This is a genomic window from Coleofasciculus sp. LEGE 07092, assembly GCF_015207375.1.
Taxonomy (GTDB): Bacteria; Cyanobacteriota; Cyanobacteriia; order Cyanobacteriales; family Coleofasciculaceae; genus LEGE-07092.
In genome coordinates, this window is the sequence record NZ_JADEWY010000018.1 from 1 (window position 1) to 16,278 (window position 16,278).

At 46.3% G+C, this 16,278-nt stretch carries 13 protein-coding genes; 4 read left to right on the plus strand and 9 right to left on the minus strand.

Annotation, left to right across the window (positions count from 1 at the left end; all coding sequences use genetic code 11):
• Positions 1-120: 120 nt before the first annotated feature.
• The 7 genes from IQ257_RS06580 to IQ257_RS06610 are packed head-to-tail and all read right to left on the minus strand — an operon-like array spanning position 121 to position 9,860.
• Positions 121-975 (minus strand): hypothetical protein, encoded by an 855-nt coding sequence (locus IQ257_RS06580; RefSeq protein ID WP_193932972.1) that lies wholly within the window; start codon positions 973-975, stop codon positions 121-123.
• Positions 972-2,879 carry a TrbI/VirB10 family protein gene (locus IQ257_RS06585; RefSeq protein ID WP_193872303.1) on the minus strand — a complete coding sequence of 636 codons (1,908 nt, stop codon included), beginning with the start codon at positions 2,877-2,879 and terminating at the stop codon, positions 972-974. The genes IQ257_RS06580 and IQ257_RS06585 overlap by 4 nt, the downstream gene beginning before the upstream one ends.
• 12 nt (positions 2,880-2,891) lie before the next feature.
• Entirely contained in the window at positions 2,892-3,623 is a 732-nt protein-coding gene (locus IQ257_RS06590; RefSeq protein WP_193872305.1) for a hypothetical protein, read from the minus strand.
• Positions 3,623-4,696: a hypothetical protein gene (locus IQ257_RS06595; RefSeq protein WP_193872307.1), complete on the minus strand. Its 1,074-nt coding sequence runs from the start codon at positions 4,694-4,696 to the stop codon at positions 3,623-3,625. Before IQ257_RS06595 ends, IQ257_RS06590 begins: the two co-directional genes overlap by 1 nt.
• A 14-nt stretch (positions 4,697-4,710) precedes the next feature.
• Positions 4,711-5,934: a hypothetical protein gene (locus IQ257_RS06600; RefSeq protein ID WP_193872310.1), complete on the minus strand. Its 1,224-nt coding sequence runs from the start codon at positions 5,932-5,934 to the stop codon at positions 4,711-4,713.
• Positions 5,935-5,981: 47 nt separating this feature from the next.
• Positions 5,982-9,194, minus strand: a complete 3,213-nt coding sequence (locus IQ257_RS06605) for a hypothetical protein (protein WP_193872312.1) — start codon at positions 9,192-9,194, stop codon at positions 5,982-5,984.
• Positions 9,195-9,212: 18 nt separating this feature from the next.
• Complete coding sequence (locus IQ257_RS06610) at positions 9,213-9,860, minus strand: hypothetical protein (RefSeq protein ID WP_193872314.1); 648 nt, start codon at positions 9,858-9,860, stop codon at positions 9,213-9,215.
• Positions 9,861-10,105: 245 nt separating this feature from the next.
• On the opposite strand from IQ257_RS06610, the gene IQ257_RS06615 reads away from it, so the two are divergent.
• Together IQ257_RS06615 and IQ257_RS06620 are read left to right on the plus strand one after the other, a co-directional pair.
• Positions 10,106-11,371, plus strand: a complete 1,266-nt coding sequence (locus IQ257_RS06615; protein ID WP_193872316.1) for a ParB/RepB/Spo0J family partition protein — start codon at positions 10,106-10,108, stop codon at positions 11,369-11,371.
• An 8-nt stretch (positions 11,372-11,379) separates the two neighbouring features.
• On the plus strand, positions 11,380-12,072 hold the full coding sequence (locus IQ257_RS06620; protein WP_193872318.1) for a sensor histidine kinase: 693 nt from the start codon (positions 11,380-11,382) through the stop codon (positions 12,070-12,072).
• 29 nt (positions 12,073-12,101) lie between these two features.
• Here IQ257_RS06620 and IQ257_RS06625 read toward each other — a convergent pair whose 3' ends face one another.
• Entirely contained in the window at positions 12,102-12,650 is a 549-nt protein-coding gene (locus tag IQ257_RS06625) for a hypothetical protein (protein WP_193872320.1), read from the minus strand.
• A gap of 170 nt (positions 12,651-12,820) precedes the next feature.
• Here IQ257_RS06625 and IQ257_RS29850 point away from each other — a divergent pair, with 170 nt between their 5' ends.
• Both IQ257_RS29850 and IQ257_RS06635 read left to right on the plus strand, forming a co-directional pair.
• Positions 12,821-13,234 carry a hypothetical protein gene (locus IQ257_RS29850; RefSeq protein WP_228060483.1) on the plus strand — a complete coding sequence of 138 codons (414 nt, stop codon included), beginning with the start codon at positions 12,821-12,823 and terminating at the stop codon, positions 13,232-13,234.
• A gap of 86 nt (positions 13,235-13,320) precedes the next feature.
• On the plus strand, positions 13,321-13,623 hold the full coding sequence (locus IQ257_RS06635) for a DUF465 domain-containing protein (RefSeq protein WP_193872321.1): 303 nt from the start codon (positions 13,321-13,323) through the stop codon (positions 13,621-13,623).
• A gap of 269 nt (positions 13,624-13,892) precedes the next feature.
• Here IQ257_RS06635 and IQ257_RS06640 read toward each other — a convergent pair whose 3' ends face one another.
• Positions 13,893-16,199, minus strand: a complete 2,307-nt coding sequence (locus IQ257_RS06640) for a hypothetical protein (RefSeq protein ID WP_193872322.1) — start codon at positions 16,197-16,199, stop codon at positions 13,893-13,895.
• Between the last annotated feature and the right edge of the window lie 79 nt (positions 16,200-16,278).

Below are 16,278 nucleotides of genomic sequence, written 5' to 3' on the forward strand. Positions count from 1 at the left end.
GCGGCTTGCAGCCACTTCCTGAGATCTCAAATGGGTTCTATAGAAGCCATTCAAGTGGACTTACATTACAAGGGTAAGGTCTTAGCAGTTTAATGGGTACTCTATTTACGCCGCGCTGTACTAGTCTAGGAGGAAATGCTCAATAGACAGGGGAATGGGTTGGATTTCCCCTGACTCGTTTTCTCTAGCATTCAAGGAATCCGAGGCGGAAAATGGCTTTTCTGTTGCCAATGGCTCATTAAGCCCCAACTCACCTAGCTTAGTTAATACTAGCAACGACAGCCCCGTCTGCTGAGCCGCTTCCTGGAGCGTGAGGGAGGTGTTACGAACTTGGACAAGAAAGCTCTCAACCTGGTACACAATAGGGTCATCAGCAGGAGTATACCCCCTAGCGATCGCCACGTTTAATCCTCTCTCAATATCTAGGATGGAAACTTGACGATTTTTGCTAACAATTAAAACATCAGGATTGAGAGCTGAGTGGGACGAAGCTACATCAGATGCGGCTATCTTTTCATCCGGCAGAATTTGCACCCCATAATCAATGCCCACACCCTCACCACTGGCTAAAGCGGGAACTAGGTCAAAGGCATAGAGGCGCTCTGTCCCAGAAAGCGATCGCGTTTTCACCCAGAGGTTGGTAATATATGCCTCAGTCGCACCAGGAAATTCCAGTGGCTCGATGCGCCGCAGGAACAGGGTCTGGGATTGATGCGACTCTATCGGGTAGTCGGTTGTGTAGGTGATTTTAGACTGGTCTGCCAACAAGATCGAGCTAATCACCTCATCCGTTTGGGAAAAATCAATAGCCGTTGCTCGACCCGGATAGAGATTAACCTTCAACGATTGAGACACCGCATCAGAGCGAGATACCGTTCGCAGTGCAGGAGTTTGGGCGTGCGCTCCTTGGGGGGGAACCATCACTCCCATTGTCAATAGAGAAAAACTCAAACTAAGAATTAACCGACGCATCATTGGACAAACATAAAAGACTCAACAACCACAGAGACAGGCGTTCCTTTTGGCACAATGGCGATATTGGGGCGAGAGAGACGTTCCTGAGTCTGGCTAGATGAACGCTCTTGAAGTCGCTCCGCCAAGGGCTGAAAGAAGCCCTGCAAGGCGGCGGCTAGCAAGTCAGGGGAGTCTCTGGTCGTTGTGGTCGTCGTCGTCGTTGTGCTGGTGGTGCCGTCTCCCCCGCTGCTTGTGCCAGATGAAGCACTTGAAACAGTTTCTGGCAGGTTCACTATCTCGCCGATTTTACCGACTGAACTGAGGACAGAAATCAGAATATCTTGCTTGGCAATATCTGGACCTGGGTCAAAATAACCGGAGGCTATTAACGGTCTGTTATCGGCTCCCCGAATTGAGAGCGCCAGCGGATCAATTTGTTGCTGCACAATCTGCCCATCAAGTTCATACACAATCGCTACGACTTGCTGATTGACCAACCGATTGGACGAAACCGATACAATCTCAGTAATTAGAGCTGTCCCCTTTGGCAGGGCTACTCGACCGTTCACGCTCCGCAGAGGTTCGGTCAACGTAATTACATATTTTTGCGGCAATGGTGTACCACCGGAGTCCCAATACATTGGCACAGCTACTTTGCCAGAGGCAGAAGTCCCAATCGCCACTTGTTTATAGGAGTTGGTGGGGCTAGTCACCATTTCAGGGGAAACCTCCCTAGAAGCGATAGCCGTTCTTTGCACAGTCCGACGATTGAGGATAATGCCCTTTTCTCCTGGACTAGAAAACGGCTGATTGGGGACAGAAGGATTGGGTAAAGCAGATCGGGAGCCGATAACGACGGTGGGAATACTTCGTGTAGAATCTGACGGGGTTGGGTTGTTGCCTGTAACCTGACGCTCTGAGTTGGGGTATTCAACCGATACAGGAGCTGAAGACGTTGAACCGACTGCGGAGATTGCCCCATCCGTACCTGCATCCACTGCACCTGCTTCAGAGGATGAGGACACTCGACTTTGCCCTAATGTGGCTAGCTTTTCCCATCGAGCAAACGGATCAATTTCCTCTTGCTCTGGTTGTGCTTGTGCTTCCGGTGCAGGTGGGGATGGAGGAGATGAAAATACCCGAATAGAGCTTGGTCTAGTCTCACTCTGGTCGGGGACAGGGGGAGATGATAGCGATGGCGGTGAAGATGGCGGAGTTTGAGGCGGTTTTGGGTCAGGGATGTCAGAAAACGTTCGCCGGGGTCGAGTCGAGGAGGGCGATACTGTAGGCGGGGGTTGAGATGGCGCAATTTGTTCTTGTTGCTGATCAGAAGGTGATTCGGATTTTTCAGCCTCGGATGGCTGGGACGGTTCAGGAGTTTCTCTCGTCTGTGTCTCTTGCGCTTGATTATCGCGGATAGATTTTCGTTGCTCATTAAACGCCATCTGAGCTTTTAATTCACCCGTCTCGTCTTGCTCAAACGTCGTTTCTTCTTCTGTTTTAGGAGAGGACGCTTGTTCAGGTGAAGGCTTGCGGCTGATAAACACATTCCACAACAGGATTCCAATCAGCACTATCGCTCCCGTAGCCAGGAGAATAAATCCCATTCGCACGATTCCCTGTTCGGAGAAGGGGCGTTCTGATGGCTGCTCTTCATCCTGGAGCAGCATATCTTCTTCCTGGAGAAGCTGATCCTCTTCCTCATCGTATCCAGCCAGTTGCTTGCTCAACTCTGGATCTAAGGGTGGAGTATCAGAGTCTTCATAGTGTTGCGCCTTTGATACCTCATCCAATTCACCTTCACTGTTGTCTATTCCCTGTTCCCTGTTCCCTTCTTCAACACCTTCACTGTTGCCTATCCCCTCTTCCCTGTTCCCTTCTTCAAACAATTCATCAATATCAGCTAGTTTTTCTCCTGATGCCATCTACCTTGTCTCCTACTCAGGAATATATTCACTCATTCGGACAATCTCTAAGCCAGCACTCCTCAGCTCGTAGGCTTTTTTCTCAAAAGAATTTGAATCTTCCCCAAACGTGGGTTCTTGAATGGGTGTTGCTTTCAATCGGAAGGTACGGTTAAAAGGAATTCTCTCGTCTTTCCCTATCTCCAAATCCACCAATACTCTGGTGGCAACCATATCAACTTCCCACGTTCCTGGAGCCATTTCCCGTGGCTCGGACAAATAACTAATAATAACCGTCTGTCTTGCCTGTCCTGAAAAAATACCAGGAGGCACTAATTCTGCCAATTTGGGCAGAGATGCCTTTCCAAATTCTGGCTCCATTAATAGGGTGGCGAAATAAGTACTCAGAGGAACTTTGCCCCGCTCAACCCGAAATCCTGGATCAGTCTGGTTAGTTCCCGGAATTTTCTGTTCCCAGTTTAGGGCTAACTGTGTCCATTTTTCCACAAAATTTTTAATCGTCTGTGGATATCTGAAATTAGCTTTTTCCTCGGAAATATAGATAGTCTTGCCATCTACAAGTTGTGCAAAGGTTGTCCGTCGCTTGGCAACAGCGTTAACCTTGGCGGCTGCATATAAATCTAGAACTATCGAGATAGCTGTTAATCCAGTCAAAGCCAGAAAGCATACCGCCAGAATATTTCTGGCTTTAGGAAGAATCGGCTTATTAACTTGTTCACGAACTTGCTCTTTTATCGATGGCATCAGATTGAACTCCTAACCACTGTAGTTAACAAATCTGACGTTAAACTCTTGAGAGAGCCAACATTGGCAGAGATAGCTCGATAAATGGCAATTCCACCCCCTCCAACTAAGGTTAAAGCCAACACAGGGGCGAATAAAGACACAAAGAAACTAAAAGCCAAATCGCTAATGAGTTCACCGCCAGAACCCACTATAATAGTGGCAATTAAACCCACTAAAATATTGTAAGACAGTTGCACTCCAAAGAGGCTGATATAACTCGTTGCCCAGCCAATTGCTGGTCTTCCTTGAATCGGAATTAAGGACGCGCCAAATGCCAGGGGAGAGAGTAACGCCGTTAGGAGCAGAGATGCCTCCAAAATATTGACAAAGCTCCACTGAACTGCCCATAAAATTGTCCGAATAATGGGAATAGTTTTATCCCGCAAAAACTGCCCCGGATCTAAGACCAAATCGAGACTTTCTTCCGCCGATAAAATTGAAAGGTTAGAGATGAACTCTCTTAAGGCATTTAGCACCCCAGCTTGTTCTTCAGCGTCAGCAACAATTTGCTGAGCAATGGGATACTTTTCCCGGTAGCAGTCCTGCATCTCAAAACCCACTTTGGTTGTACATTCGTAGTACAAATTTTCAATTTGCTGCCGTGCAGCATTGGTTATCGCGAGTTTATTAATGGCTTGCTGAAAGGTAGTATCTATTAGCTGGATTTCGAGAACCTCGTTGACCCGGTTGTAGGCATAAGTTCGGGTCAGTAACACCGTGTCGGCTAACAGATTGCCGTTGGCTCCTAGAAAAAAAGCAATCACAATGGGAGGAACCAGCATTGCTGGCAGTCCACCCCAGTCCTGCCGCTGTACAATTTCTACACCTTGGGTCATCGCCAAATAGAGAATTGAAAGGGCAGCAATCAGCAGTCCGAGTTGAATAATTCCAGACCACAATACATTATCTGGGTTAATAACCGACTCCCACACCTGATTCCAAGAGTCGGCTGTGTTTTGGGCTAAGTCAACGGAAGCCTTGAGAATTTTTAGTCCCGCTTCCGTTGGATCAGCTTGAGCGAGAAGATACATCGTTCCTACTTTCTTTAACGTTGAACTAGAGGGCGATTACCAGCAAGCATCGTCATCCCAAGCTGCTGAGATGCCAAATTTCCAGCCGAGACGCTACGACGCCGTTCGGCTGTGGTGCTGGCGGAGACTTCTTTGGCAATTTGTGCTGTCAGAACATTTTCGTAGGCTCTATCAATTCGCCCTTGATATTCCTCTTCCAGCAAAGCTTGGTTGGTTTGGGCTAATCTGCCATTTTGGTCAGCCAGTACCGCCAGTTGAATAGATTGAGCAAATTCCTGTTGGGATATCAGTCCCGTCTGGGCTGAAATATTCTGCATAATTTGCTGAGTAACATCCAACTCTTGGGATTCTTGAGCCAATTGTTGATTGCTTTTAGCTAAAGAGCCACTTTGCTGAGCCGCCTTGATGCTATTGGCGACAACTGCCGCTGCTTTTTGCGTATTTTCCTGGCTCTTTTCCTGGCGCTCAATTATCTGCTGCTGCGCCTCTTGGCTAATGGCAGAGCCGTAAGCAATTCCTAGGGTAGCTCGACGTTCAACCTGTTGGTTGTAGTCGTCTCGATTGGCGTAGGAGATGCTTTCGCCTTTGGTTTCCAGGTTTTGGCTTAGCCGCTGTCCAGGGGTTCCAGACTTATCCTCCATGACTTGTTTTTTAAGATTCTTTAAGTCAGGGATTTGAGCAGCTCCTTTGACACTTTCGATTTTTTGGGCTTGGAGCGAGGCTCCATCGCCATTCAACGAAGTAGCAACTTGAATGTCTGGCTCGGAATTGATCCAGCCAGTAATGTCTCGGAAAAAGCTCTGAATGGAACCTCCGATACCTGATGCTGTATTCGAGTTGCTTCCAACTCCTTTTCCACCGCTATCACCAAGAATATCGTCGAACAATCCACTCAGGTCATCAACAATCCCCGTAATGTTATCAATCGCACCCTCAATAGGTTCAATGGCATCATTGACGTTATCATTAACATCACTAATGGTATCTTCGACATCGCTAATGGTGTTTTCGACAGGCGCTACTGTCTCATTGATGTCAGAATTAATACCATCAATCGCCTCATTGATATCGTTGGTTGCATTGTTGATGTCATCTGTCGCATCATTCACGGCATCATTAACCTCGTTATCAACGGATTCAACACCATCATTAGAAGTCGTGGTCTTCTCCTCATCAGCCTCTTGACTTGAGACAGGTTGAGGAGCAACCAGTCCTATCAATAGGATGATAGGAATCAAAATTCTTACCCCTTGTTGAAAATTGATAGTATCAACCTCCTTTACCTTTAAGCTACATGAGAAAAGTTTTTATTCCGGCTGTTCTTAAAATCTTGCTGACGACCAAGATGTTTAAACCCACGACCGTCTTTTAAGGCAGGAATGTACGCTTGAGTAAACGCCTGCAATCCTTTCAACTGACCAATTAAATCATTAGGATATTGAACCAAAACTCGTTGACGTGCTGCCTTCTCTTCGTTGTGATTAGCAACACACGCTAGGGTCATTTCACCGGGATAGTAGCGGGAGCGCCAGAAGCGTCCCCCTGCTTCAATTAACCAAGTTGAATACAAGCCGCTACGCTTGGGGATAAAGGATTCTGTTGCATTGGCGCTAATGATGGCAGGGGGATAATTGAGATAGCGTTGGGCGGCGGCTACCCCAGCATTGGTTAGTCGTCCCGATAGTTTATAGGTCATATTTTGCATAATTTGAGCGCCAGCACTGGCATCACAAATTGTGTCGTAATCCTGAGTAATTAGGCACAGACTAATGCCATCTTTCCTGCCCGTAGCGCACAATTCCCCCACCATATTGGCGAATCCTTCCTTATGGAATAGAACGGATAACTCATCCCCAATAAATAAGCTTTTCGGATGAGAGAGCGCATTTCGCATACAAGCAGCATGGGCGTTAATTGCCAAGATGTAGGCATCATTTTCGTTGCCGAGTCCGGAGAGGGCAAAGAACTTAATCGCCGGATTAGGACTGAAGGTACTAGGGCGACTTACAGCTTTCCCTAATCGAGATGCCAACAGCGCACTAATTTGGCTGTGAATTTGGTTAATTGCAGCTTTATCTAAGTCCTCAAAATTCTTGAGATTTAACCGCTCTCTTGAACAGAATCGTAAGAGGTCGCTTAGGGTTGGCATTTGCTGCCACTTATCAGATTTCCATCCCCCAGTAAAGGCTTCATTGTAACGCTTGATGATTTCTGGATCTTTGAGAAAAACATCCAGCATCCGAATCAGGATTGAATCCACCCGCTGCTGAAGGTGAGGCGCTTTTATTTTCCCCATCGCGATTGCCAGTAGCGCCCGTCTCAGTGATTCTTTCCAGGATTCCTTACGCCGTGAGCGCTCTTTTTTATCAAATTTTCTCAGGTCTGGAGGTTCCATTAAATTTGAGGAACCCGAGGAAATATCGTAGTAGGCTCCGTCGTCTCCCAATAGTTCAATGAAGGTTTTGAAAGTAGATTCGCCACCAGAGGAGATATCCATTCCTACCACCGGGATATTGTAAGCCAATGCTTCGATGGCAAATCGACACCCTAAAATCGACTTCCCAGAACCCGATTCCCCGACCAACAATGCCCGACGAGTATCAGAGTGCATGATATCCACGTACAGAGGCTTACCGCCTCGATGGGAAATGAACTCTATCCCCCGGTTATCGATAGAGCGTGGGATGGTCAGCGGCACAACTCCACTGACTGTAGTACTGTCTAGGGTCAGGCGTCGCTCAGATAGGGATTGACTGCTATGCAGGAGCCATTTAAAGGTAATTGGCAGCGTTTGTAGCCAGATTTCCCAAGCAATATTACGCTCCCGAATTACTTTAGCCGACCCGAAACTGTTCGCCAGAACTGAGCAGGCGTTGTTTAAATCTTCTACATTATTTCGATAGACTAGGAACGCTGCCCCTACCTTGAGGGGCTTAGTCCCCTGAAGCAATCTAGCTTGAGCTTCAAAGGATTCCTGCTGCTTGAGTTCCGCACCAACATCTCTGCCTTGCCCCTTTTTGACGCTCCGCTGTCGTGCGGCTTTAGACTGCTTTGATATCCGGCGTAAGTTATCAATCGCGACAAATTTGTTTCCAGGGGTCAACTCAATCCACGCTTCGGTATCTTTGATATAAGAGTTGGACATAATATCCCAAACGAAGCGAAGCTGCTGGCGAATACTGCTCCAGCCAGGAGGGGGTTCAAACATCGTTAGTACCCCAACTTCTTTGCCCTTTCCCGTTAGATAAACTCGGTCAGGACTGGAGCGATGTTCTGGGCAGGCTGTCCGCCCTTTTTCTCCCTGAATTAACAGGCTAGTAATGTGTTTTTCGTTTCTAATTTCTTCCTGCAACTTGAAGCCATTACGGGTTTCCACAAGCCTCAGCACCTGGGGAACGTCTGGCGCTGGGGTGTCGTTAAATCGCTGCCAGAGCCAATGCCAAATCTCCTCCGTTTGCAAGGGTCTAATTTGCAAGTTCATTTTCGTGCTAAGAAGCACTTCCCAATGAATCATTCCTGATTCAAAGGCTTTCAGGAGTAATTGTGTATAAAATTGTTCACTGGCTGTCAAATTATTTCCACTGAGCGTTCCCCAAAATGAACTCCAACGATTGGTAACCCAATCAATCGTTTTTCCCAAAGCATCTCGATTTTGCCCCTGCGCTTTTTCATTCGCTGTCCAGGTACAAAAGAGTATCTGTTCCCATTCTTGTCGCTGTCCAGCTCGTTTCAATTCCTGAATCCGTTTTTGTTCGTTGCGGATAAGAACTGAAATAGCCGGGAAGCGGCAATTTTGAGCGGCTAAATCTAACTCACTTTGCCTATCTTGGTCGAGGCTGTGGCAGCCACAATATAAAGTGAGTTTTTCGCCCTTCGGTAGTTCTTTAAATCCAGCTTCCAAGTTTTGAGCCGCTGCACTCACTTCATGGCTGTAGAGAATATCGTGTAGCCCCTTAACTCGGAAGGCAAAAACAACTTGATACGTTTGACCTTTTCGGAGCAATATTCCCGAAACTTTCCGGTCTTTCTTTTGAATTTCTACCAAACAGCAAATATCCGCTTCATTTTCAAATGGCATGAATTTGTACCTCCCTTTGCCCCTTGGCTTTGAGATAATAATTGGCTTGAGTTTCGACTTGTTATTGACCTGATGACTACTATCACCAAATAATTCGCGCCGCTTGGAGGCTGTCAAGGGAACGTATAGTCTTCCCGCATTGCACCACTCATGTCCAGGGGGACGACGAAATCGATCAGTAAATAGATGGGGTCGTTTTCCCGTCAATAGCCACCAAGAGACAACTAGCCAAAATGCAGTCAGAAAGAATGCTGGCATTCCCAAGCTCAAGAAAAAATTGGTCAGCAGGTAGGCAATTAGAGTCAGTGCTATCCAAGGCAGGATTTGATTGGCAGGAATAAATCCAATACTTGCCTGCTGACCGAGAATTTGATTGACCTTGATGAAATCTCTATCCGGATTGCGTTTTTGCTTGTCCATTTCTTTACACTCATCTACTTAAGTGCCACCCGCGCCAGAGCCATCACCAATAAAGAGGAAAGTGATTACATCTATTGCCAGAACAATGCCAAACGCTAATCCAATTTGAGTGACAATGGGTCGCCAGTCGTTGCCCTGCTGTGCCTGGTTATAAGCAAATAATGCGGCAGCTCCAACTAGCAACAGAAATACCCCCCGAATAATGTTGAAAATGAGGGTAATGGTATCTTCTTGGATTCCTTCTCCACCAGCCGCCTCACCTGCTTGTGAGGCAATATCAATCATGAACTGCTCTAAGCCAGATAGGAATATTGCTCTCGCTGGCGTGTCGAAAATGCCAAAAACAGCGGTTATTGCAATGATGACACTAGCAATATGCCAAAATCGGATTTTGGCTCCTAACCACCGCTCAACAATGGGAATGGCTTTGGCTATGTACCACAAGCCCAGCCCAACTACCGCCGCGAGTCCCCCTACGGCTAAAACGACGGGTTCTTTGATGAATAGGTAAATTGCCACGCCTCCTAGGATAGAAATGAAGGGGAGATCGGCTGATTTTATCTGATATTGATGGCAAAGTTTTTGCCAAAACAATAGGAATTGTCTTTCTATTGCGTCGCTTTCAGCAGTACGGGTTCGAGGGAGTACTTTTCGGGAGTCACTCACAGCTATTTCTCCTATTTATTAACGTTCAATTTCCGGTTCTTCCTCAGATTCTGATGCCGATGGAAGTGCCGCAACAGCTTCAGCTTCTGGCAGTGTGCTGCCAGCTTATAATTTTTTTTAAGCTATTTTCTTCTAGCCAATCCTGCTCTTTGGGATAGTCTGCGCCTCTACCTGTGGTTATAGTTAGTCTCTCAGGCGGCTGTGCTATTAAGTCAGTATCGCTAAGTTAAAACAAAACAAAGGGCATGGGTAGAACACACCAGACTATTCCTGTTCTGATTGAACTTGAAGATCCTAAGCAGCTTTCACCTTCCCCCCTGACCATCAGGAAGTATGATTGCTCAGTCCAACAACAAGAAGCAATAGAAGCAAGTATCAGAGCCATTGGACAAATTCAGCCCCTTATTTGTCGGGTGATTGGATACTCTGAGCCAAAAAGCAAGCGTGGTGAAATTATCGAGGTCATCTGTGGTCAGCGGCGGCACAAGGCAGCACTGAATCTTGATTTGAAGCGGATTAAGGCAATTGTCTATGGCTTCGGAGAGCTAGATGATGCCGATGTTTTAAACATTTCCTTAGCTGACAACTTGCACCATCAATCCCTCAGTCCCCTTGAAGAAGTTGAGGCAATTGTCCGGATCATTGCCCTCCGCCTCCAGAAATCGGTACAAGATGCTGCTACCATCATTTCATCAATCCTCAACAACAACAAACTCTCTTTCTCTAACAACGTTGTTAGTCAGCTTGATGACCCAACTCAGCAAGCTCAATACCTGGCGGTGCGGCAGGTTTTTCTGTCTCACCACCTCAATCCCAAAAGCTTTAATAATCACAAACTGCCCCTGTTGTCTCTGCCGCCAGACCTCAAACTTCCCCTGGCTCAAGGCAAAATCTCAGCATCCCATGCCTTGCAATTGCGAAGAATCGGTTCTCCTGACACCAGGCAGGCGATGCTTTTCAAAGTTTTAGATCAATCGTGGTCAAGCCGCCAACTGAATGAGCAAATTAATCAGCTTGACCCCGCTAATCTCAATAGTCGCAGCAATCCAAGAACTTATCCTAGTCCTAGAACCAGTAGTCCTAGAACCAGTAGTCCTAGAACCAGTAGTCCTAGAACCAGTAGTCCTAGAACCAGTAGTCCTAGAACCAGTAGTCCTAGAACCAGTAGTCCTAGAACCAGTAGTTCTAGAACCAGAAAGGCTACTGCTAGTAACGTATTACCAGCAACAACAGCAACTCCTACCAAGTTGCTCTCAAACGTAGTAGAAGATAAGGGGAACAAGGGTGAGAACGTCAACGCAACCCCATATCACAAAGAAGAAAACGGGCAACAGGCAGGCAAGAGGGAAGTACTTGCCGATTTTCCTTCAGCTTCTACTGTCAAAATTCAAGATATTGAGTCTCTTTTACTGAAGCTCAAGTCTGTCGAAGTGGAAAACCATCCCTTATTGCAGCTCCAGCTACAAGAAATATATAAGCAGCTCTCCACTTTAGTCGAACAGTTATCTTAATGTCTTGAATGTCAAATAGCCAGCTCCACAAGCAACACCAGGATTTACTTTGGAGACTCAACGAACTCCAAATTCCCTTAATAGCTGCTGAGCAGACACTATCTCTTCTCTGTCAAGACCCAAAACTGGGAGAATCCGCCGCCGCCTCAATTGTCTCTTTACGCATTAATAATCAAAGATTATTGATGATGATTGATAATTTACTGGAACTATCTCACTATGATAACAGTACCAAACATTTCCAGTTTCGTTCTCTCAATTTAGCCGAGCTTATCGGGCAGGTCGCTGATGAAATGCTTCCTATTGCTCAAGCTAAGAGCTTACCCTTCAAGCAGGAACTCTCAAACGTCTATGTTTTTGGCGATCGCACCAATTTGAGACGCGCCATTCGGAATCTGATAGACAATGCCATCAAATTCACTCACTTTGGGCAGGTCGTAGTAGAGTGCCGCCAAGACTCAGATCAGGCTCTGTTTGTTGTTCGGGATACAGGATGCGGCATCGCTCCTCATAACCACTCTTCTATTTTTGAGCGCTATCGCCAAGCCCATCATCTCCAGCAAGTTGGTTCAGGGGTAGGATTGTTCCTGGTAAGGCAAATCGTTAATCGCCATGGTGGTTCAATCGGCGTATCCAGTCAGACAGGCAAGGGCAGTACTTTCACGGTTTTTCTCCCTGCCGTACCTACACCAGACTCCTGATTTTCTTGGGTGTACAAATTGTACAGTTGTTAAAGCTGAGGACAAGCACTGCCGCCAACCACCATCGAGCGTCCAGCTTCTTTGGCGGCTTGATCTGCCCTAATTTCAGCTACCTCTTGAGAAGTGGTACGCTCGACTCTTTTAATCTTCACCGCTGGTCTGGCAGCACCTTCTTCAAGAGCGATTTTCTCAACTTCATAATAATCGACTTCTCCAGAGTCAACTTGTGACGGTTGCAAGCATCCCCCTGACTCAATCGCGACCGAGTATTTTTTTGTATCAGGTTTTGTAAAAACATCACCTGTTGACACTAATTCAGCCTTGCTTGGAGCTTGCCCATTATTAACACCATGCAATACAGCAGTTTGGCTTACACATCCATTGGTGTCAGGTTCGGGTTCAACGATTGCTGGAGAGCAAACCTCCCACACAACTTTATAGATGGGCAGTTCGGACGTTTGGTTGCTCTCAGTTGGCTGGCTAAGCCCAACAACATCAGAAGAATTTTCCGCCGTGGTACAACCCACTAAACTTAGAGTTGCGCTACTTACGAGTGCAAAGGTTATAAGTGGCTTCATTTCCCTTGATTTTATTTATTTTTCTCAAGCAGACGCGAGGATTTTAACTAAATGCGTTCAGTTTTTCATCTAACTCTTGTCAGATTCTCAATTAGGACTCCTGTATGAGGCACAGAAGATGAATCATTGATTAGCTAGGGAGGAGAATGCAGAATTAGGAGTTAAAGGAAGTGTCTACTCCCTACGAAAATGGCTATGGTAGCGGCAATGGCTGGGAAACAAATCCTCTTCCTAGTCCCGGTTTAAGTAATGGTTACGGCGACGGACTCGAATCCCCTGAAGTCGGTCTCAGTAATGGTTACGGTGACGGACTCGAATCTCCTGAAGTGGGTCTCAGTAATGGCTATGGTGACGGGCTAACCTATGCAGAAGTCGGAACAACAGGTTATCAGTCTCAAACCAACACGGGCTTTGAACCCGATGGTTATGGCGCTCCCAGCAGTAATGCTCTAGGAGCTGGAGATACTCCCTATCAAACTGACCTTTACAGCGATGGCTATCAAGAAAATGTCTTTGCTGCCAATCAGTTTGATACTCCCTACGGAGAGACTGCCTCTAATCCCGATCCAGAATTAGAACTCTAACTTGTTAATCTTGCTTACGCATTACTAAAGCATTACAATTTCCCCAATCGCGTATGAGCAAGACAATTGCAAGTTAAACACCAGACATGGAGACCAAAAAATCAAAAACTTACCGCTTTTCCCCTGAGCTAATCGAACGGATTCAACTCCTGGCTGACCATGAAGACCTCAACGAAACTGTCATCGTCACTGCTCTAATAGAGGCAGGGCTTGATTGTCTCGAAAAAGAAGCAACCCTCTCTCACTCAAGTTTGCTGACCCGCATCCGGGGCGACTTTGCTGCCGTTGAGCAACGCTATACTGCTATCAATGAAAAAATTGCTTTCCTTGAGCAAAGAATCGCTTCCCTCTCTGCTGAAATTGAGGAGCTTAAGAAGAGGAAAAGGTAGCCCACAGTGCGATCGCCTTTTCCCTCTAGCTAGCCTCCGACTCTGAGAAACACTGCCCTTCGCCTTTTGATTAAGTTTCATCGACGGTCACTCCAATTTCTTGATTGAGTTTTTTTGCCAGCTTTTCAGCCATTTTCATCGTCTTGCAGTACGCGATTATGGTTTAAAATTGTTCGTTAGCCGGAATCTTGGCATGAAAGAAAACATAGTGTCTATGGCTGTGGTAATAGCCTTGTGGCTCAATTGAAGGAAATGGAATTCTTTTGGTTCTAATCTTCGTCATGGGTTTGACCGTATTTTTCAGCTAAATACTCGCAATAGGCTACGCCCTCCGAGTACTCTCTTCCTCTCTTTCCCAGCAAGTTCTCAATCGCCCATTTTTTTCGCCTATTTCTAATAAAGTTATCCAGTTCCCGCCATAGGGCATTTTCGGCGTAACTGTCCTTTTCCGGGAAACAGTTCCGGGGGTCTAACGAGGTTACTGAATCGCTGTAATCCTCATCAGCCTTGTTTTCTGGCAGTTCCCCGTCTGGTAACTCAACTCTTACTTTTTCCGAGGGCGCAGAAAGAGTTCCCAAAGAGTTATCCCCATTTTTAACCGATATTTCGCTCTCAAAAATTGGCTTTTCTACTTCTCCATAAATATAGGAGTTTGGAGCTGGATTTTTAGCAAAATAAGCCTTAGCTTTAGGAGGGCAGTACAGCCCAAAGAAGCCTTGTAATGGGTCTTTTTCGGCGGCTTCTATCCGAAGCTGATATTGGTCTTTCAGGTCTGACACTTGCCAGTCATACACTCTCGCCTTAAATGCCCAATTAACCGTATCCCCTAAACAGATAAATCCGGCATTCCACAGGTCTAGGGCGTTTAATCCCAGGACTGAGGGCATTAAATTCTGTCCACTGACTAACAGTTTCACCTTCTCACTTCTGCCTAAGAGCCAACAAAATCTCAGCAGTTCAGATGCAAATCGTTTGGGCGAAATATCTTCGGCTATCTCTTCTAAAATTCTCTGCCGTGCTGGGTCTAGCCTCTGAGCAAAGGCTTCTACTGTTCGGGTAAACTTGTCTTGATTCACTGAGTTCCATTTGCTAGCAATCTGGCTGTATTCATCAAAAAAGAAAATTATTGGCGGATGATCTGGAGGTTCTCTCCCCTGCTCAATAGCTTTCTCGTTAATATTCAGTCGGTACTGAATCTCTACCGCTACCTCTAGCAGCCCAAAGATGGCTGTTTTGAAGTTTTTGTACTTGGTTTGTCCCAAACAAGTACTTCCCTTTGAAGGCTTGGGGTTGGTCACAATCAGCTCGGAAGAGCCTCCTAAGACCTGGTTAAAGACTCCCAGGATATTTCCTATCAAAACCGTCTTGCCGTCGCCTGTAGCCCCAACCAAGGCTAACTGATGGCATCTTTCTAAGAACTCTACAAAATGAGACAGAGGGGGTTCACTTGCCTTTAATTTTTGCTGAAAAAGTTCCTCTTTTTGTTTGGCAAGATTTTCTTCCCTCAACTCCTTGGGTGGAACATATCCGTGCTTTTGAGGTATCTCGCACCGGATTACCCCTTCCTTCTCCTCAATCACAAAGTAGGGGGTAGGGGTCTTAGTCTGGATGGCACACCATTCTCTCAGTGCATCGGTTTTTAATACCTGATAGTGTTTCGCGTCTCTGAGTTTTAGCCAGAACGCGAAATGAGTCGCCAAGTCTACGGGTTGACGGTCATCGCAGTCACATTTGATGGTTTCATAACTCTGGGTTTTGACTGAACTATTACCAACCTTAATCGAATCAGATTTGGCGTGAACTTGATATCGCCACAGGGCAAAGATGTAGTCTTCACAATATATCTCTGCTAGATTTTCCCGACGCTTTGGCAACTTGGGGGAGTCCGCCTGCAAATACCGCTGTTTCCAAATTTCAGCACTCTTGGTGGCTTTCTCCAATTCCTTGTGAAACTGTTGTGCTGCCCGTTGCTGGGATTGTTGAAGTTTGTCTACCGTCTCTCGGATTTGATTGGATGCATCCTCTAAAATTTCTTTCTGTTTCCGCTCCAGGGCTTGATTGGCTTTTTGCTTAGTTAACTCAAGCTGCTTTTCTCTGGCATCCAGGAGAGCATTCTGTGCATCTAAGTCAGCTTGGATTTTGGCTTCAAGTGATTGAGCCTCACGGTGAAGTATTTGTCGCTCACGAGCTAGAGCTTCCCGTTCGTTCTCAATCTCCTTCAGACTGAACTGCTTGATAGAATCTACTTCAACCAAAAGCATCTGTCGCTCACGAGTGAAAGCGTCTTTGGCTTCTTGGAGAGCTAGAAGCTCCGATTGCTTTTGTAAGTTGAATTGTGCCTCAGCATCCAGTAGCTTTTGTGACTTTGAATGAATTTCTTCCCATTGCTCCGTAGCCCTCTGCTCCCATTTGCTTTGGATGTTCACACATCGGCTCATAATGCTCTGTGAGGCACTTAAACCCACCAGGAGGATAATTAACCTCTGACCGGGAAATCGTGCCTGTATGGATGCCACCGACAGCGCTATACACAATCCGGCTACACTCAATAGGAATTTATTCTTTCTTCTGCTCATAGACACCTCCTCACATTTAAGGGGCTTCGCCTGGGAAAGGTTAAAGGTTAAAGGGCAAAGGATTTTTCTTCCCTTTCCC